Below are 16,964 nucleotides of genomic sequence, written 5' to 3'. Positions count from 1 at the left end.
ACCCACGTCGCAATCGGCGGTGTCCGCACTATCGCGCAAAAAAGCACGGCAGTGCCGCTGTCTCACTGGATAACCAGATGACTTGTGTATAACGATGAGCGCTGGAGCCTGGGAACGATCGGGGATCTCAAGCACACTGATCGTGCCGATGCTCCGCGTCGGCATGCATCCCGGGACGCTCCGCGTCCCTTACGCAGATCTCGCGGGACACTGCCCCCTCAAAACTCCAGCTGCGCCGAGAACGCCACGGTCCGTGGATCGCCCAGGTAGCTGCTGTTGAGCCAGTATTCCTTGTTGGCCAGGTTGCTGACGTTGACCCGCAAGGTCAGGTCGTTTTCCGAAACGCGCATGCGGTAGCGGGCACCGGCGTCGAAGGTGGTGAACGACGGCAGGTCGTTTTCGTTGCTTTGGTCGGTGTACTGCTTGCCGGTGTAGAACGCGCCACCGGTCACGGCCAGGCCCGGCACCTGATTGATGTCGTACTCGGCGTAGACCTTGGCCAGTTGCTTGGCGACGTTGGTCGGTGCGTTGCCTTCATCCGCCGCGACGCCGGTTTTCTTGATTTTCGGGTCCAGCAGCGTGAAACCGCCCACAAGCGTCAGTTCCGGAATGACCTTGCCGGTCACGCTGAACTCCAGGCCGTTGTTTTCCTGTCGCCCGTCCACCACGTAGATGTTCGAGGCGGTGGTGTAGCCGTTGGGCTTTTCGATGTTGAACAGCGCGAGAGTCAGCAGGGTTTCGCCCAGTGTCGCCTTGGCGCCGATTTCGTACTGTTCACTGACTTCCGGCGCAAACGCCTGACCCGCGTTGGCCGTGCCGCTCGGCGCGATGCCGCCCGACTGCAGCCCTTCGATGTACGTCGCGTAGGTGGTCAGCCAGGGCACTGGCTTGTAGACCAGCGAGATGTTGGGCGAGGTTTTGCTCTCGTTGTACGTCGTTTCGGTTTCCGCCGAGCCAAAGGCTCGGGCGTAGACGAACTCGTTGGCATAGGTCTTGATCTGAGTGTGGGTCACGCCGAGGATCGTCGACCACTGCTCGTTGAAGGTGATGACGTCACCGATCAGGAAGTTATTGCTCTCGGTGCTGTTGGCCAGCCGCTGATTGCCATGACCGATGGAATAAGCCGGTTTTCCGACCTGCGGCGTCTGGTCGAGCGGGATGGTGCCCACTGGCGAGGTGTACTGCGGGCCAGGCTGGGCGGGCGTGTACGGGATGTGGTCTTCATACTGTTTCTGACGGGATGTGTTGCCCTGATAGCCCATCGTGACTTTGTGTTCAAGGAAGCCGGTATCGAACGCCGCGTCGAGAAACAGCGAGCCGGTCTTCTCTTCGGTGTCGATAGGCGCGAAGGCGTAGAGCGGCTGCGAATAAAGCCCGGCGCTGTAGACCGTAGGGCCGGTGTAGGTGTTTTCGCTGGTGTACTGCTGCGCAGCGAAAGCAGCGCGAAGCGTGAAAGTGTCATTCAGACGCCATTTGGCCCGAACGCCCGCCTTGTCCGACTCATAGTCCGAAAACGACCACTTCTGGCTGTACAACGTGTCGTTGTCCAGCGACGCAGCGCTCGGACGAAGCGACTGGTCGCCGAAAAACCAGTAGCTGGTCAGGCCGCGAATCTGGGTCTTCTTGTGCGACGCGTCAAACTGCACCAGCAGATCGTCGGAGACGTTCCAGTCCAGTGCCAGCGAGATCATTTCCCGGCGACGCTTGTTCAGGTCGACGGCGGTCTCGCCATCCTGAGTCAGCACGTTGAGGCGATAGGCGAACTGGCCTTCGCTGTCGATCGGACCACCGAAGTCGCCGTGCAGGTAGTAATTGTCGCCACCGGCATTGCCCAAGGTCACGCTGTTGTAACGCTGGTAGGTCGGGCGCTTGATCACATAATTGACCAGACCGCCGGGCGACGCCGGACCATAAAGGAAGCCGGTCAGGCCGGTGATGACTTCCAGTTGCTCCATTTCTTCCAGATAGTTGCTGCCGTCCGCGCCGTTGGTAAAGCGCAGACCGTCGTTGGCAATGTTCAGGCTGCCCGCGCTACTGAAGCCACGGATATTGACCGCGCTGGCGTAACCGGCGCTGGTCGGGGAATACATCTGGGTGAACGGGTTGTGCTTGATGACGTCGTCCAGCGACGTCGCCTGAATGTTCTTCAGCAGGGCCTGCGGCGTCACACTGATGGAATACGGCGCATCCTGAAGCTTCATGCCACCCAGCGCACCGACGCTGCTGACGTTCTCGCTGCGATAACCGGCGGCCTCAGAACCTGAGGCAGCCGAAGCGCGCGCGTTGATGGTCACATCCGACAGGTTCAGCGTGCCCTCTTCCATTGCCATCAGGGTGTAGGTTCCGGCAGCGCTCTGCACCAATTGCAGGCCGCTGCCGCGCAACGCTTCACGCAAGGCACCGGTTGCATCGAACTGGCCCTTGACCGGAGCGCTGGATTTTCCGGCAGCCAGCGCAGGATCGAGGCTCAGCGCCAGACCGCTCTGGCTGGCGATCTGGTTCAAGGTGGTCGCCAGAGGCGCGGACGGCAGGTCGTAGGCTTGAACGCCGGCAGCCTGTTGCGCCGCCATCAGCAAGGGGCTGGCCAACGGTGCACAGAGGGCAATGGCCATCGCCAACATGCTGGGGCGCAAAAGGGTGTCTAACGAACGGGACATCGGGCAACTCCTGGCTGGAATATTCTCAATGCCTGTTAGCCGGGCGAAACGCCGAAAGTGACAGGGCTGATTGAAAACAATTCCGTTTCAGGGCATCGACCCGATGGCCGAAGACTGAAGTCGCGCGGCTGCTGCGTCAGTCCAGTTTCAAGTGCGAGGTGTCTGGCACGGGCCGGGTATTGGCGCGTGGGACCTGTCCCATGTCGCTGCCCACTGGCGCAACGCTGAGCCGGGACAGGTCCAGTTGCGGGACGACCGGCGCAGGTTTCGGGTCCTGCATGTCGCTGCCCGCCTCGGCCACGGAATAGTCCGGCGCATCGACATCGGAGAACGCGGCCATGTAGGCGTCTCGCGGCTTGATCTGCAGACGACCGGGGCGCACTGGCGTCTTGCGCAGCCAGGTAGGCTCGTCAGGCGGACGTGCCAGTTCGACCTCCTCCATCTCTTGCGCCTCGGCAGCCGGCACCGTTACCAACGGCTGCGCAGCTTGCTCCGGTTGCGGCACAGCGGGTTTCATCATGACAACCCTGGCGACAGCCCCCGCGCGCTCCAGCGTTGCGCGGTACTTCTCGGCGGTTTGCTCATCCAGGTTGTTCTTGAGCACCAATCGTCGCCCCGAAAACAATAACTCCAGACGCGACTCATCCGCCTGGAACAGCTTTCCCAGGTTGGCTTTGACCCTCTCAAGCTGGGCACCTTCGACCAAACGGCCGTCGAAGACGATCTCATAACCACTCATTCGGTACACCCGTTGGAACGTGAGCAAAGTATGGCGCAGCCCCGAACATCGGAACAAGCAGGTTACCCCTGCCCGTCAAGTTGCTAAACTCGGGCCACTTACGGAGCAACCTCATGTTTTCTCAGGCGCACATTACAAGAACGCTAAGCCTTGCGCTGCTCATGCTTGGGCTCACAGGATGCTCGGTCTGGAGTTTTGACAGCTTTCAGGACCCGGAAGTGCATTTGCTGAAGGTTCAGGTCGTCAAGGCCAGGCTGACGCAACAGGATTTCAAGCTGCACTTCGAGATTGATAACCCCAACGACTCGCGTGTTCTGGTCCGGGCGCTGCAATACAAGATCAGTCTCAATGACGTGGTGCTGGTCGACGACAGGTCCAACGACTGGTTTTTCGTCGATGCCCACAGCCGCAGGACCTTTGTGGTGCCTATCCGTACCAACCTCTGGCGGCACGCGAAGTACCTTGCCCAGTTGTTGAAGAAGCCGGACGAAAGCATTCACTACAGGCTTGAAGGCAAGCTAAAGACTGGCTTTCTGTTCCGAAACACCGTTCGAATAGGCCGCTCGGGTGATGTCGCGCCTGAAGAGTTGATCCACAGGCGCTGATACCTCTGGCTAGCCTCCCAGCCGTCCCTTGACCAGTTCCATCAGAAACTTCCAGATGTCTGCCGCCCAAAGTGCGCGATTGATGGCCGCGATCAGCGAGCCCCCGAACGAACCCAGCAGAAAGCCCACACCGGTGATGTTGCGAGGCTCATCCACACCCAGGTAATTGCTGGCGATGCCGGTCAGGAACACTGCGCAGGCAACACCTGTGATCAAAAACACCAGCCAGCCGCGCACGTCGATGAGACTTGCCTTGTGCCACCAGCCGGAAATGATGGCGCCGACAAGGCCAGCCACCAGCCATTCGAATCTGTCTACCAAGCCATTCAAGAGCTCCATGAGCCTGACTCCGTACAAAAGATGATGAAATTCACGCACTGCCGAGTTTCAGGATTGAGACTAAATTTAAGCATACTTAAATAAATCGTCAAGCTTGCTGAACATAAAGCGTTTTAAGCGGGACCTGTCTGGTAATTTCCCGAGAACGCTGCGGCAGACGCAGAGTGCTCAGGGCGCAAATGATAGGCACAGCCTGGGACCGATTGAGCTCAGCGCCGTTCAGATGGGCGCATCAGGCCACCTTCAGCCGTCGATATAGCGTTTCCAGCCAATCCACACCGAGCCGTCTTCCCGGCGATCGACTTGAATGCCGTCGGTTTCTTCGATTTCCTGGAGCACGGTGTCCCAGATCTCGGAAGGCTCGCCATCAAGACGGGTAACGGTGATGAACTGGACCTTCTGCACATCGGGCGACGCCACCATGCGCTGAATGCGTCTTCCGATCTGCTCGTAGGAAAAGGACGCGTTTGTTGCTGAATACAGATCGCTAGCCATGACAACCTCCTTGGCATAACTGTATTTATATACAGTATTCCAGCCGTAGGAAGTCGGCAAGGTGCAAGTAGGAAAAGTATCGACGCGGCGTTGGCTAGAAAACACTCGTCAGCCTTGCCGGACAAGGCTCAGAGCCTGCCGGTCATCCGCACCGCCACGCCGATTATGCGACAGTCGGCACCGCACTCGATCATTCGATAGGCAGGGTTGAGCGGTTTGAGATAGCGAACGCCGCCGTCTTCGACCAGTTTCTTGAACGTGGCCTCATTACTCGCCGGCAACTTGGCAATGACCAGCTTGCCTGGCTGCACATCGGCTTCGGTGTCCACGAGGATCATCATCCCCTCAGGCACGCTGACACCGGTTGGCGCAGTCATGGAATCGCCTTTGACCTCCAGCCAGAACGCCGGTCCCTTGGAGTCGTAGTCGGAAATCTCATAACGGTCGGAAAAACCTTCCGGGTACGGCTCGACGGCCTCTTCCCACGAGCCCGCCGAGACCCAGCTGATCACCGGATAGCGGAAGGACATCTTCGGCTGATCAATCAACGCGACGTTGGCGTCATGAGGCGAATCGCGTTCCGGCCCTTCACCAATCGCCAGCCATTCGGCGCGAAAGCCTGTGGCCCTGGCCAGCGCGTAGAGATTTTCAGGGCGCAGGCTCTTGCTCTCGCCACTCACCCATTGCGTGACGGCCGAATTGGCCACGCCACACGCGGCGGCAATTTCACCCTTCTTCTTGCCGCTCAGGGCGATGGCTCGGGCGATACGTTCGTGTCTGTTCATAAGCTCTGCCTCACACCGCTTGAGGAAATAAAAGCGAACGTTTGACGCCGCGAATGTAAGCATGCTTAAAAAACGCAACTATTTCCAGAAAAAAACACGGCGATACAGCCAGCGACCATTTGCGGGATAATGCGCGTCGATTTAATTGCGGAGTAAACCCGATGAACCAGCAAGCCCATGTTCATGGTCCTGATTGCAACCACGATCATGATCATGATCATGATCATCACGACCACCAGCACGGCCACGTCCATGGCCCGAACTGCGGTCATGCCCATCAGGAGCCAGTGCGTAACACGTTGAAAGACGTAGGTCGCAACGATCCTTGCCCATGCGGCAGCGACAAGAAATTCAAGAAATGCCACGGCGCGTAACACGCCGGTTTTTCTGCCAACGGCCTGCCTTGCAGGCCGTTTTCATATGTACGGGGCGCCGAGGGAAGCGTAAAACGAAGGACTATGATCACCCACAAGGAGCGCTCAATGATCGACCTGCATTACTGGACCACGCCCAACGGTCACAAAATCAGCCTGTTTCTGGAAGAGTCCGGCCTGGCTTATAAAGTGTTTCCGGTGAACATTGGCAAGAACGAGCAGTTCGAGCCCGACTTCCTGAAAATCTCCCCCAACAATCGCATCCCGGCCATTGTCGATCACGACCCGGCTGACGGCGGCGCGTCGCTGAGCCTGTTCGAGTCAGGCGCCATTCTCTTGTACCTGGCCGAAAAGACCGGACGCTTCATTCCGAGCGATCTGCGTGGTCGTCAGGAAGTCTCGCAATGGCTGTTCTGGCAGATGGGCGGACTGGGGCCGATGGCTGGACAGAATCATCACTTCAACCGCTTCGCCAAAGAGAAGATCCCCTACGCCATCGAGCGCTACGTCAACGAAACCGCCCGCCTCTATGGCGTGCTGGACAAGCGTCTGGCTGATCGTGACTTCGTGGCGGGCAGCGAGTACAGCATCGCGGACATGGCGATCTACCCGTGGGTTGTGCCGCACACCTACCAACAGCAGGACCTGAACGACTTCCCGCACCTCAAGCGCTGGTTCGAAAGTATCGCCAATCGTGATGCGACAAAACGGGCTTACGCGCTGGCCGAACGGATCAATCCTTCCAAGGCCTGATGTCCTGCGAGCGTGCCACCGGCGAGGCTGGTACGCGGTTCTTTGTAAAATCCTGAAATAACTCGCCCTGCCTGCTTGCGTGCCGGCTGACGGCTCACTAACGTAGCGGCTTTTGTACATATCCCCTCCAGGAGCTTGCCCATGGCCTCGCCAGCCTTTCTACATTTTCTGCCTCGATTTGGCGCTGCCGCCGCTGCGGTGAGTTTCCTGAGCCTGGCGGGTTGCCAGTTGGGCGGCGGAGATAACGACACTCTGCTCCCTGCCTCCGGGACGTTCGCGCTCAAAGGCCTGGCGCAGAATGTGTCGGTGCGGCGCAACAGCATGGGCATGCCACTGATTGAAAGCAGCACTTACCACGACGCGCTGTTTACGCTGGGCTATGTGCATGCTGGAGACCGCATCAGCCAGATGCTCGGCATGCGCCTGTTGGCGCAGGGCCGTCTGTCGGAAATGGCGGGGCCTGACGCGCTGGAAGTGGACCGCCTGATGCGGTCGGTCAACCTGAAGCAGAACGCGAGCGATCTTTATAATGCGTCGTCGCCACGCCTCAAGCGTTTCTTCGACGTTTATGCACGCGGCGTGAACGCCTACCTGTTTCGCTATCGCGACAAGCTGCCGGCCGACGTCGCCAACTCGGGCTACAAGCCTGAGTACTGGAAACCCGAAGACTCGGCGCTGATTTTCGCCCTGCTCAACTTCAGCCAGTCGGTGAACCTGCACGAAGAGCTGTCCGGGCTGGTGCTCGCCCAGAAAGTCGGGGCTGACAAACTGGCCTGGCTGCTGCCCACCTATCCCGATGAAGAGCTGCCGTTCGCCGAGGCTGACAAGCTCAAGGGCCTGAACCTCAACAATCAGGTCAATGACCTGAGCGACCTGAACAAGGTTGCCCTGCAACTCTCCGACCTGAACATGCTGGGCGTCGCCGCCTCGAGCAACTGGGCCATCGCGCCGCAGCGCAGCCGCAGTGGCAAAAGCCTGTTGGCCAGCGACATGCAGTTTCCGGGTGGTCTGAACTCAGCCTGGAGCTTCGTGCAGATTCGTGCGCCGAAATATCAGGTGTCCGGCGCCTCCATCGCAGGCCTGCCGCTGGTGCTCAGCGGTTTCAACGGCAAGCTGGCGTGGAGCATGAGCAACGTCAAGGGCGACAATCAGGACCTGTTCCTGGAAAAGATCAAGCGTGAAGGCAATCGTGTGTCCTACATGGCCGATGGCAAATGGGTGCCCGCCATCGCCCACGATGAGACTTTTCTGGTCAAAGGCAACCGCGCCGTTCGCGAAACGGTCTACGCGACCCGTCACGGCGCATTGCTCAACGCCAGCGCCACACCGCCCGGCAATGGCCTGAGCCTGGCGCTGCAAACGCCGAGCTTCAAGGACGACAAGACGCTGGATGCCTTCTTCGATCTGTCTCGCGCGCCCAACGTGGAGAAAGCGTTCGACACCAGCCGCGAGATTCGGGCGATCACCCTGAACATGGTGTTTGCCGACGCCTCCAACATCGGCTGGCAGGTCACCGGCCGTTTCCCGAACCGTCGTGAAGGCCAGGGACTGCTGCCTTCGCCGGGCTGGGAAGGCAAGTACGACTGGGACGGTTTCGCCGATTCGATGCTGCATCCTTACGACCAGGATCCTCGTCAGGGCTGGATCGCCACAGCCAACCAGCGCACGATTCCGAAAGGCTACGGCATGCAGCTTTCCAATTCGTGGGGCAACCCGGAGCGCGCCGAGCGGATCGCCGAACTCGCCAACGGCGGCAAACAGGACCTGCGCAGCACCGTCGCCATGCAGTACGACCAGACCACGACGTTCGCCGCCAAGCTCAAGACGATGTTCGAAGCGCCGGGCATGAGCAAACCGTTGAAACAGGCCATCGACGCACTGCCCGAGGCCGATCGCAACAAGGCACGCGAGGCGTATACGCGCTTGATGGCGTTCGACGGCAAGCTGAGCGCCACCTCGGCTGATGCTGCGCTGTACGAGCTGTTCCTGCAGGAAAGCGCCAGACAGATTTTCCTGGATGAACTGGGTCCTGAAACCAGCCCGGCGTGGCAGGCACTGGTCGCCAACGCGGGCTCATCTTACTCGCCGCAGGCCGATCACCTGCTGGGCCGTGACGACAGCCCTTATTGGGACGACGTCAAAACCCCACAGAAGGAAGACAAGCCAGCGATTCTGGCGCGCAGCCTGGCCGCAGCCGTCACCAGCGGCGACAGCCTGTTGGGCAGCGATCACAAGGCCTGGCAGTGGGGCAAACTGCATCGCGACAACTGGACCGCGAGCAATCCGCTGGTCAAGCAGATGGGCGGTGTCGAGTACAACCGCAGCGCTGTTCCGGCAGGCGGCGACCACACGACCATTAACGCATCCGGCTATGAATGGGGCAAAGGCTTCGATGTGCGCATGACACCGGGCCTGCGCATGATCGTGGACTTCAGCTTGGTAGAACCTATGACAGGCCTGATCAGCACCGGCCAGTCCGGCAACCCGGCCAGCCCGTACTACGCCAACAGCATCGAGCCCTGGCTCAAGGCGCAGTACATGTCGATACCGCTGCAGCAGTCGAACTATGAAAAGGGTTACGGCAAGCAGCGCCTGACACTGACGCCCGGCAAGTAACGCCCTCGACACTGATCGTACGCCGGGACGCGGAGCGTCCCGGGAGGCATGCCCACGCGGAGCGGGCACGATCAGTGTCGAGGCGGAGTTGTGTATCAGCGCGCCCCAAAACTCCACGAACTTCCCGCCCTGCCCCGGCTCATAGCTAACAAGCCCATCCATACGGTTGTCCCATGGATCTTGTCGTAGCGCGCCCCGAAGGTTTGTATTGTCCACCCGGTGATTTCTATATCGATCCCTGGCGCCCGGTCGAACGGGCGGTCATCACGCATGCGCACGGCGACCATGCCCGTACCGGTAACGAATGTTACCTGTCGGCCGCCAGTGGCGAGGGGATTTTGCGTTCGCGTCTGGGCCAGGACATCAATCTGCAAACCCTCGAATACGGCGAGCAGATCACCCATCACGGCGTGAAGCTCAGCCTGCATCCGGCCGGTCATGTGCTGGGCTCGGCGCAGGTGCGGCTGGAGTACGAGGGCGAAGTCTGGGTTGCCTCGGGCGACTACAAAGTCGAACCCGACGGCACGTGCGCAGCCTTCGAACCGGTGCGTTGCCACACCTTCATCACCGAATCGACCTTTGGCCTGCCGATCTATCGGTGGGCGCCGCAGTCGCAGATTTTCGAAGGGATCAACGACTGGTGGCGCGCCAATGCCGAGCAGGGCAAGGCGAGCGTGCTGTTCGCCTACTCCTTCGGCAAGGCGCAACGCATCCTGCACGGCATCGATTCCAGCATCGGCCCAATCCTGGTGCACGGCGCGGTCGAGCCATTGAACCGGGTGTACCGCGAGGGCGGTATTCGAATCCCGGAGACCCAATACGCAGGCGATTTCAAAAAGACCGACCCGGCGCTGCGCCAGGCACTGATTCTGGCGCCACCGTCGGCAGGCGGCAGCAGCTGGATGAAGCGTTTCGGCGAGTACAGCGACGCGTTCGCCAGCGGCTGGATGATGCTGCGCGGTACACGACGTCGCCGCGGTGTGGATCGTGGCTTCGTGCTGTCCGATCACGCCGACTGGCCCGGCCTTTTGTGGGCCATCGAACAGACCGGCGCGGAACGGGTGATGGTCACCCACGGTTCGGTCGGCGTACTGGTGCGTTACCTGCGCGAACTGGGGCTGGACGCGCAAGGCTTCACCACCGAATACGGCGATGAGGACGACTCAAACACCCCTGCGCAAGCAGAGCCGGAAAGCACAGGCGAGGCACTGTCATGAAAGCCTTTGCCGAGCTTTACACCCGGCTGGACGCCACCACTTCGAGCAACGCCAAGCTCGCGGCCATGCGCGAGTATTTCGAACAGGCTGAACCACAGGACGCCGCCTGGGCCGTTTACTTCCTGTCCGGCGGACGCCCCCGGCAGCTGGTGCCGACCCGCATCCTGCGCGAACAGGCCATGACGCTGGGCAATCTGCCGGAATGGCTGTTCGAGGAAAGCTATCAGGCCGTAGGTGATCTGGCGGAAACGCTGTCACTGCTGCTGCCACAGGCCGAGCACAGCAACGATGAAGGCCTGGCGCTCTGGATGGAAGAAAAGCTCTTGCCCCTGCGCGGCCTGCCGCCTGAAGAACTGGCCGAGCGCCTGCCCGCGTTCTGGTCGCAACTGGATCGCAGCAGTCTGATGGTCTGCATCAAGCTGATCACCGGCAGCTTCCGGGTGGGCGTCTCGAAACTGCTGGTGACTCGCGCCCTCGCCGCGCTGGCAGACATCGACAGCAAACGGGTCGCGCAGCGCCTGGTGGGCTATACCGACCTGTCGCACCGGCCGAGCGCCGAGGGTTATCTGAAACTGATCGCGGCCGAATCGGAAGATGAGCACGCACAGCGTGGCGGTCAGCCCTACCCGTTCTTTCTCGCCCACTCGCTTCAGCAGCCTGCCGACCAGTTCGAAGAACTGTTGGGCCCGGCCGAGCACTGGCAGGTGGAATGGAAGTGGGATGGCATTCGGGCGCAGCTCGTCAAACGCGACGGACGACTGTGGATCTGGTCGCGTGGCGAAGAATTGGTCACGGATCGCTTCCCCGAGCTGCACAGCCTGGTTCAGTGCCTGCCAGATGGCACCGTGATCGACGGCGAAATCGTGGTCTGGAAAGCCCCGCAAGCCGCACCTGACAGCGAAGCGGAATTTGCGCTGGACAGCGAAGCGCCTCAGGCCAGCCCCTCGGTTCAACCGTTCGCCTTGCTGCAACAGCGCATTGGCCGCAAGACACTGGGCAAAAAGATTCTCGCCGATGTGCCGGTCGTGATCCTGGCTTACGACCTCCTCGAATGGGAAGGCCACGACTGGCGCAGCCGTCCGCAACATGAGCGCCGGTCCCAACTGGAAATCCTGATCGGCGAGGCTCGCAGCGATGTGCTCCTGCCCTCCCCGGTACTGACCGGCAAGGACTGGCTGGACCTGGCTGACCAGCGCGAAGCCTCCCGCAGCCTGGGTGTCGAGGGCATGATGCTCAAGGCGCGTGATTCGCTGTATGGCGTCGGGCGCACCAAGGACATGGGCGTGTGGTGGAAATGGAAGGTCGATCCGTTCAGCGTGGATGCGGTGCTGATTTATGCACAACGCGGCCACGGACGACGTGCCAGTCTGTACAGTGACTATACCTTCGCGGTCTGGGACGGTCCGCCCGAATCAAGCGAACGCACCCTTGTGCCGTTCGCCAAAGCCTATTCCGGGCTGACCGATGAAGAAATGCGCAAGGTCGACGCCATCGTGCGCAAGACCACGTTCGAGAAATTCGGCCCGGTCAGCAGCGTGACCCCGACGCTGGTGTTCGAATTGGGCTTTGAGGGCATCGCCCTGTCCAAGCGGCACAAGAGCGGGATTGCCGTGCGTTTCCCGCGCATGCTGCGCTGGCGGCAAGACAAACCGGTTGCTGAGGCAGACAGTCTGGCCACATTGCAGGACCTGTTGAGCTGACGCACCTCAAGGGTGCGCTCGAAATGCAGCGCACCAAATATGATCATTCCTACCCACTCTGTCGCCGCTCGTGCGGCCGGTTCGTTACGAATCTGCTTCACCCGTCCGGCATTCAGCGACTCGCTTCCTATAAAACCGACCTGCCCGCAGACCTCAGCCGCGATGAGCAGGCAGAACGCCATGCATTTATATGAAATAGCGACAACCGCTTACACTTCAAACGCACGTTCGTCTCTCTGGTTCGGAAATTGCTACTTTTAGACATCTGGCCTACGCCGGTAGCAACAAGCCTCGCGTGTTCCCAACACCCCCATCAGGTTTTAAGGACTGAATAATGAAAAAAGCATGGCTGACCCTTTCCGCACTGGCTTTGTGCCTGGCCGCTGGTAACACGATGGCCAAGGAGTACAAGGAACTGCGCTTTGGCGTCGATCCTTCTTACGCACCGTTCGAATCCAAAGCCGCCGACGGCAGCCTGGTGGGCTTCGATATCGACCTGGGCAACGCCATCTGCAAAGAGCTGAAAGTGACGTGCAAGTGGGTCGAAAGCGATTTCGACGGCATGATCCCTGGCCTCAAGGCTCGCAAGTTCGACGGCGTGATCTCGTCCATGACCGTGACCCCTGCTCGCGAGAAAGTCATCGACTTCTCCAACGAACTGTTCTCCGGCCCGACCTCGCTGGTGTTCAAGAAAGGTGCAGGCCTGACGGCTGATCCAGCCAGTCTGAAAGGCAAGACCGTAGGCTACGAGCAAGGCACCATCCAGGAAGCCTACGCCAAGGCCGTACTCGACAAGGCTGGCGTGAAAACCCAGGCCTACGCCAACCAGGATCAGGTTTACGCTGACCTGACCTCCGGCCGTCTGGACGCCTCCATCCAGGACATGCTGCAAGCCGAACTGGGCTTCCTGAAGTCGCCAGCCGGCGCCGACTATGAAGTCAGCAAGCCAATCGACAGCGAACTGCTGCCCGCCAAGACCGCCGTCGGCATCGCCAAAGGCAACAAAGAGCTGAAAGCACTGCTCGATAAAGGCATCAAAGCCCTGCACGATGACGGCACCTACGCCGAAATCCAGAAGAAGCACTTCGGCGACCTGAATCTGTACAGCGGTAAATAACACCCCGACGCCCATCGATTTCGGCGATGATTCGCCGCCCGCTTCGATGGGCGTTTCTGTTCGTGACCGCTCAAGGCTTTATCCATGCTCGACTCACTGATGCACACCCTCGGACTTTCGGCTTTCAGCCTGAAGGGCTTCGGCCCTCTGTTGCTGCAAGGCACATGGATGACCATCAAACTTTCGGTACTGTCCCTGTTTCTGAGCATCGTGCTCGGGCTGATCGGGGCCAGCGCCAAACTGTCGAGCTCAGCGCTGCTGCGCGTGCCGGCACAGGTCTACACCACCTTGATTCGCGGCGTCCCGGATCTGGTGTTGATGCTGCTGATTTTCTACAGCCTGCAAACCTGGCTGACCAGCCTGACCGATGCCATGGAATGGGAATACATCGAGATCAACCCATTCAGTGCGGGCGTTATCACGCTGGGTTTCATTTATGGCGCGTATTTCACCGAGACCTTCCGGGGCGCGATTCTGTCCGTGCCACGGGGTCAGATCGAAGCGGCCACCGCCTACGGCCTCAAACGCGGCCAGCGGTTTCGCTATGTGGTGTTTCCGCAAATGATGCGTTATGCCCTGCCGGGTATCGGCAACAACTGGCAAGTGCTGCTCAAGGCGACCGCGCTGGTGTCGATCATCGGCCTCGCCGATCTGGTCAAGGCCTCGCAGGACGCAGGCAAGAGCACCTATCAACTGTTCTACTTTCTGGTGCTGGCGGCGCTGATCTACCTGGCGATCACCAGTGCATCGAACTTCGCCTTGCGCTGGGCTGAACGGCATTACGCCGCAGGCAGCCGGGAGGCGCAGCGATGATCGAGTTACTTCAGGAATACTGGAAACCCTTCCTTTATACAGACGGCGTGAACGTGACCGGCCTGGCCATGACCATGTGGCTGCTCAGCGCCTCCATTGCCATCGGTTTCTGCCTGTCGATTCCGCTGTCCATCGCCCGCGTGTCGAAGAACCGCTGGGTCCGCTGGCCGGTGCAGTTCTACACCTACCTGTTTCGCGGCACCCCGCTCTACATACAGTTGCTGATCTGCTACACCGGCATTTACAGCATTGCAGCAGTGCGTGAACAGCCGTTGCTGGATGCGTTCTTTCGCGACGCGATGAACTGCACCATCCTGGCGTTCACGCTGAACACCTGCGCGTACACCACCGAGATTTTTGCCGGTGCGATCCGCAGCATGGCCCACGGCGAGGTCGAAGCGGCCAAGGCATATGGTTTGAGCGGCTGGAAGCTGCACGCCTACGTGATCATGCCGTCGGTGCTGCGCCGCTCGCTGCCTTATTACAGCAACGAAGTGATTCTGATGCTGCACTCGACCACCGTGGCCTTCACTGCCACGGTGCCGGACATTCTGAAAGTCGCGCGGGATGCCAACTCGGCGACCTTCATGACTTTCCAGTCCTTCGGAATCGCTGCCGTCATGTACCTGACCGTCACCTTCATTCTGGTCGGGTTGTTCCGTCTTGCCGAACGTCGCTGGCTGGCCTTTCTCGGCCCCGCTCATTAATCAGGACAGAACCGATGCAGCATCACACCCATGACTTGCTGTCTCCGGTGCCCGGCACCGGGCGCTGCGTTCACAGTTTTCATTACGGGCCGCAGAACGGCGCGGGCAAGGTCTACATTCAGGCTTCACTGCACGCTGACGAACTGCCCGGCATGCTGGTCGCCTGGTACCTGAAGCAGCGTCTGGCCGAACTGGAAAACGCCGGTCGCCTGCTGGGCGAAATCGTCGTGGTGCCGGTGGCCAACCCCATCGGCCTGGAACAGGTGTTGATGGACACGCCACTGGGCCGCTATGAACTGGAGAGCGGACAGAATTTCAATCGCGGGTTCGTCGACCTCGGGCAGCATGTGGGTGACGAGATCGAAGCGCGGCTGACCCAGGACGCAACTCAGAACCGTACGCTGGCGCGCGACAGCCTGCGTGCAGCCCTCAACGCTCAGACTGCCACGACCCAGTTGCACTCGTTGCGCCTGACGCTTCAGCGGCTGGCCTGCGATGCCGATATGGTGCTGGACCTGCATTGTGACTTCGAGTCGGTCGAGCACCTGTACACCACGCCCGAGGCCTGGCCGAAGGTCGAGCCGCTGTCGCGTTATCTCGGCGCGCAGGCCAGTCTGCTGGCCACCGACTCTGGCGGTCAGTCGTTCGACGAATGCTTCACGCTGGTCTGGTGGCAATTGCAGCAGCGCTTCGGTGAACGCTTTCCGATCCCGATGGGCAGCTTCTCGGTGACCCTTGAGTTGCGCGGGCAAGGCGACGTCAATCATTCACTGGCGAGCCGCGATTGCCAGGCGATCATCAATTACCTGATCGACTTCGGCCTGATCGACGGCGAACGGCAGATGCCGCCCGAACTGCTGTACCCCGCCACGCCTCTGGCTGCCGTCGAGCCGGTCGCGACACCGGTCGGCGGCTTGCTGGTGTTCTGTGCGATGCCGGGCGAACACGTCGATTCAGGGCAACTGATCGCCGAAATCATCGACCCGATCAGCGACGCCGTGACCAGCATTCACGCGCTCAACGCCGGTCTGCTGTATGCGCGCTCGTTGCGCCGAATGGCCACCGCTGGCATGGTCATCGCCCATATCGCGGGCACGCAGGCCTACCGCAGCGGCTACCTACTTTCTCCTTGAGGACCTCTCATGTACAAACTGACCATCGATGGCCTGCACAAGCGCTATGGCGACAACGAGGTGCTCAAAGGCGTATCGCTCAAGGCCAGCAGCGGTGATGTGATCTGCCTGATCGGCGCAAGCGGTTCGGGCAAGAGCACGTTCCTGCGTTGCATCAACTTTCTGGAACAACCCAACGACGGCGCCATGAGTCTGGACGGCCAGCAGGTGCGCATGGTCAGCGACAAGGACGGCATGCGCGTTGCCGACCCGGACGAACTGCAACGGATCCGCACCCGACTGGCGATGGTGTTTCAGCACTTCAACCTGTGGGCGCACATGACCGTGCTGGAAAACATCACCATGGCGCCACGCCGGGTATTGGGCGTGCCCAAGGCAGAAGCCGAAGCCCGCGCACGCAAATACCTGGAGAAGGTCGGCCTGCCTGAGCGCGTGGCCGATCAGTATCCGGCGTTCCTGTCCGGCGGCCAGCAACAGCGCGTGGCGATTGCCCGTGCGCTGGCGATGGAACCGGAGATCATGCTGTTCGATGAGCCGACCTCGGCGCTCGACCCGGAGCTGGTCGGTGAAGTGCTGAAGGTGATTCAGGGTCTGGCCGATGAAGGACGCACCATGATTCTTGTGACCCACGAAATGGGCTTCGCCCGCAAGGTCGCCAGCCAAGTGGTGTTTCTGCATCAGGGCCAGATCGAAGAGTCTGGTCACCCGGACGAAGTCTTGAACAACCCCAAGAGCGAACGGCTGCAGCAGTTCCTGAGCGGAAACCTGAAGTAACTGCGCAGGTGGCGCGCTGCGATGCGATGATCGTTCCCACTCGGCGCTCGTCGTTATACACAAGTCCGCCTCAACACTGATCGTGCCCATCGCTCCGCGTGGGCATGCCTCTCGTGACGCTCCGCGTCACACATGGCACC

General features: G+C 60.4%; 16 protein-coding genes. 11 read left to right on the top strand and 5 right to left on the bottom strand.

The genetic code is table 11. From position 1 onward, the window contains the following. Positions 1 to 218 precede the first annotated feature (218 nt). Positions 219 to 2,657 (bottom strand): TonB-dependent receptor, encoded by a 2,439-nt coding sequence (locus AO065_RS19130; protein WP_004888190.1) that lies wholly within the window; start codon positions 2,655 to 2,657, stop codon positions 219 to 221. A 136-nt stretch (positions 2,658 to 2,793) separates the two neighbouring features. Continuing rightward, positions 2,794 to 3,396: a hypothetical protein gene (locus AO065_RS19125; protein WP_004888188.1), complete on the bottom strand. Its 603-nt coding sequence runs from the start codon at positions 3,394 to 3,396 to the stop codon at positions 2,794 to 2,796. Positions 3,397 to 3,509: 113 nt separating this feature from the next. On the opposite strand from AO065_RS19125, the gene AO065_RS19120 reads away from it, so the two are divergent. After that, positions 3,510 to 4,001 carry an LEA/WHy family protein gene (locus AO065_RS19120; protein ID WP_004888187.1) on the top strand — a complete coding sequence of 164 codons (492 nt, stop codon included), beginning with the start codon at positions 3,510 to 3,512 and terminating at the stop codon, positions 3,999 to 4,001. Positions 4,002 to 4,010: 9 nt separating this feature from the next. Here the strand turns inward: AO065_RS19120 and AO065_RS19115 are convergent, their stop codons facing one another. From AO065_RS19115 to AO065_RS19105, 3 genes are all read right to left on the bottom strand, one after another. Next, complete coding sequence (locus AO065_RS19115) at positions 4,011 to 4,340, bottom strand: hypothetical protein (protein ID WP_004888184.1); 330 nt, start codon at positions 4,338 to 4,340, stop codon at positions 4,011 to 4,013. A gap of 243 nt (positions 4,341 to 4,583) precedes the next feature. Further along, positions 4,584 to 4,835: a DUF1654 domain-containing protein gene (locus AO065_RS19110; RefSeq protein ID WP_004888183.1), complete on the bottom strand. Its 252-nt coding sequence runs from the start codon at positions 4,833 to 4,835 to the stop codon at positions 4,584 to 4,586. Between the two features lie 128 nt (positions 4,836 to 4,963). Further along, positions 4,964 to 5,620 (bottom strand): LexA family protein, encoded by a 657-nt coding sequence (locus AO065_RS19105; RefSeq protein WP_004888181.1) that lies wholly within the window; start codon positions 5,618 to 5,620, stop codon positions 4,964 to 4,966. Between the two features lie 161 nt (positions 5,621 to 5,781). Here AO065_RS19105 and AO065_RS26750 point away from each other — a divergent pair, with 161 nt between their 5' ends. From AO065_RS26750 to AO065_RS19055, 10 genes are all read left to right on the top strand, one after another. Then, positions 5,782 to 5,994, top strand: a complete 213-nt coding sequence (locus tag AO065_RS26750; RefSeq protein WP_032652543.1) for an SEC-C metal-binding domain-containing protein — start codon at positions 5,782 to 5,784, stop codon at positions 5,992 to 5,994. Positions 5,995 to 6,102: 108 nt separating this feature from the next. Continuing rightward, a complete protein-coding gene (locus AO065_RS19095) occupies positions 6,103 to 6,747 on the top strand; it encodes a glutathione binding-like protein (RefSeq protein ID WP_004888179.1) in 645 nt (214 codons plus the stop codon). Positions 6,748 to 6,888: 141 nt separating this feature from the next. Next, positions 6,889 to 9,363, top strand: coding sequence for a penicillin acylase family protein (locus tag AO065_RS19090; RefSeq protein WP_004888178.1), 2,475 nt, complete (start codon positions 6,889 to 6,891; stop codon positions 9,361 to 9,363). 173 nt (positions 9,364 to 9,536) lie between these two features. Then, the gene (locus AO065_RS19085) at positions 9,537 to 10,580 is read left to right on the top strand and encodes a ligase-associated DNA damage response exonuclease (RefSeq protein ID WP_004888176.1); all 1,044 of its coding nucleotides are present in this window, start codon (positions 9,537 to 9,539) and stop codon (positions 10,578 to 10,580) included. Next, entirely contained in the window at positions 10,577 to 12,280 is a 1,704-nt protein-coding gene (locus AO065_RS19080; protein WP_004888174.1) for an ATP-dependent DNA ligase, read from the top strand. The genes AO065_RS19085 and AO065_RS19080 overlap by 4 nt, the downstream gene beginning before the upstream one ends. A gap of 334 nt (positions 12,281 to 12,614) precedes the next feature. After that, positions 12,615 to 13,397 (top strand): transporter substrate-binding domain-containing protein, encoded by a 783-nt coding sequence (locus tag AO065_RS19075; RefSeq protein ID WP_004888172.1) that lies wholly within the window; start codon positions 12,615 to 12,617, stop codon positions 13,395 to 13,397. A gap of 84 nt (positions 13,398 to 13,481) precedes the next feature. After that, positions 13,482 to 14,210, top strand: a complete 729-nt coding sequence (locus AO065_RS19070) for an ABC transporter permease (RefSeq protein WP_004888169.1) — start codon at positions 13,482 to 13,484, stop codon at positions 14,208 to 14,210. Then, the gene (locus AO065_RS19065; RefSeq protein WP_004888168.1) at positions 14,207 to 14,917 is read left to right on the top strand and encodes an ABC transporter permease; all 711 of its coding nucleotides are present in this window, start codon (positions 14,207 to 14,209) and stop codon (positions 14,915 to 14,917) included. The genes AO065_RS19070 and AO065_RS19065 overlap by 4 nt, the downstream gene beginning before the upstream one ends. Before the next feature lie 14 nt (positions 14,918 to 14,931). Beyond that, positions 14,932 to 16,050: a succinylglutamate desuccinylase/aspartoacylase family protein gene (locus AO065_RS19060; protein WP_004888166.1), complete on the top strand. Its 1,119-nt coding sequence runs from the start codon at positions 14,932 to 14,934 to the stop codon at positions 16,048 to 16,050. Positions 16,051 to 16,059: 9 nt separating this feature from the next. Further along, the gene (locus tag AO065_RS19055; RefSeq protein WP_004888164.1) at positions 16,060 to 16,824 is read left to right on the top strand and encodes an ABC transporter ATP-binding protein; all 765 of its coding nucleotides are present in this window, start codon (positions 16,060 to 16,062) and stop codon (positions 16,822 to 16,824) included. The last annotated feature ends 140 nt before the right edge of the window (positions 16,825 to 16,964 follow it).

Source organism: Pseudomonas viridiflava (assembly GCF_001642795.1).
Taxonomy (GTDB): Bacteria; Pseudomonadota; Gammaproteobacteria; order Pseudomonadales; family Pseudomonadaceae; genus Aquipseudomonas; species Aquipseudomonas viridiflava.
Note: the sequence above shows the minus strand (reverse complement) of the source record. Positions and strands in the feature narration are given on the sequence as shown.

Excerpts from the sequence above, each read along its gene's own strand:
- AO065_RS19130 (WP_004888190.1), bottom strand. The coding sequence starts at position 2,657 with ATGTCCCGTTCGTTAGACACCCTTTTGCGCCCCAGCATGTTGGCGATG.
- AO065_RS19125 (WP_004888188.1), bottom strand. The coding sequence starts at position 3,396 with ATGAGTGGTTATGAGATCGTCTTCGACGGCCGTTTGGTCGAAGGTGCC.
- AO065_RS19120 (WP_004888187.1), top strand. The coding sequence starts at position 3,510 with ATGTTTTCTCAGGCGCACATTACAAGAACGCTAAGCCTTGCGCTGCTC.
- AO065_RS19115 (WP_004888184.1), bottom strand. The coding sequence starts at position 4,340 with ATGGAGCTCTTGAATGGCTTGGTAGACAGATTCGAATGGCTGGTGGCT.
- AO065_RS19110 (WP_004888183.1), bottom strand. The coding sequence starts at position 4,835 with ATGGCTAGCGATCTGTATTCAGCAACAAACGCGTCCTTTTCCTACGAG.
- AO065_RS19105 (WP_004888181.1), bottom strand. The coding sequence starts at position 5,620 with ATGAACAGACACGAACGTATCGCCCGAGCCATCGCCCTGAGCGGCAAG.
- AO065_RS26750 (WP_032652543.1), top strand. The coding sequence starts at position 5,782 with ATGAACCAGCAAGCCCATGTTCATGGTCCTGATTGCAACCACGATCAT.
- AO065_RS19095 (WP_004888179.1), top strand. The coding sequence starts at position 6,103 with ATGATCGACCTGCATTACTGGACCACGCCCAACGGTCACAAAATCAGC.
- AO065_RS19090 (WP_004888178.1), top strand. The coding sequence starts at position 6,889 with ATGGCCTCGCCAGCCTTTCTACATTTTCTGCCTCGATTTGGCGCTGCC.
- AO065_RS19085 (WP_004888176.1), top strand. The coding sequence starts at position 9,537 with ATGGATCTTGTCGTAGCGCGCCCCGAAGGTTTGTATTGTCCACCCGGT.
- AO065_RS19080 (WP_004888174.1), top strand. The coding sequence starts at position 10,577 with ATGAAAGCCTTTGCCGAGCTTTACACCCGGCTGGACGCCACCACTTCG.
- AO065_RS19075 (WP_004888172.1), top strand. The coding sequence starts at position 12,615 with ATGAAAAAAGCATGGCTGACCCTTTCCGCACTGGCTTTGTGCCTGGCC.
- AO065_RS19070 (WP_004888169.1), top strand. The coding sequence starts at position 13,482 with ATGCTCGACTCACTGATGCACACCCTCGGACTTTCGGCTTTCAGCCTG.
- AO065_RS19065 (WP_004888168.1), top strand. The coding sequence starts at position 14,207 with ATGATCGAGTTACTTCAGGAATACTGGAAACCCTTCCTTTATACAGAC.
- AO065_RS19060 (WP_004888166.1), top strand. The coding sequence starts at position 14,932 with ATGCAGCATCACACCCATGACTTGCTGTCTCCGGTGCCCGGCACCGGG.
- AO065_RS19055 (WP_004888164.1), top strand. The coding sequence starts at position 16,060 with ATGTACAAACTGACCATCGATGGCCTGCACAAGCGCTATGGCGACAAC.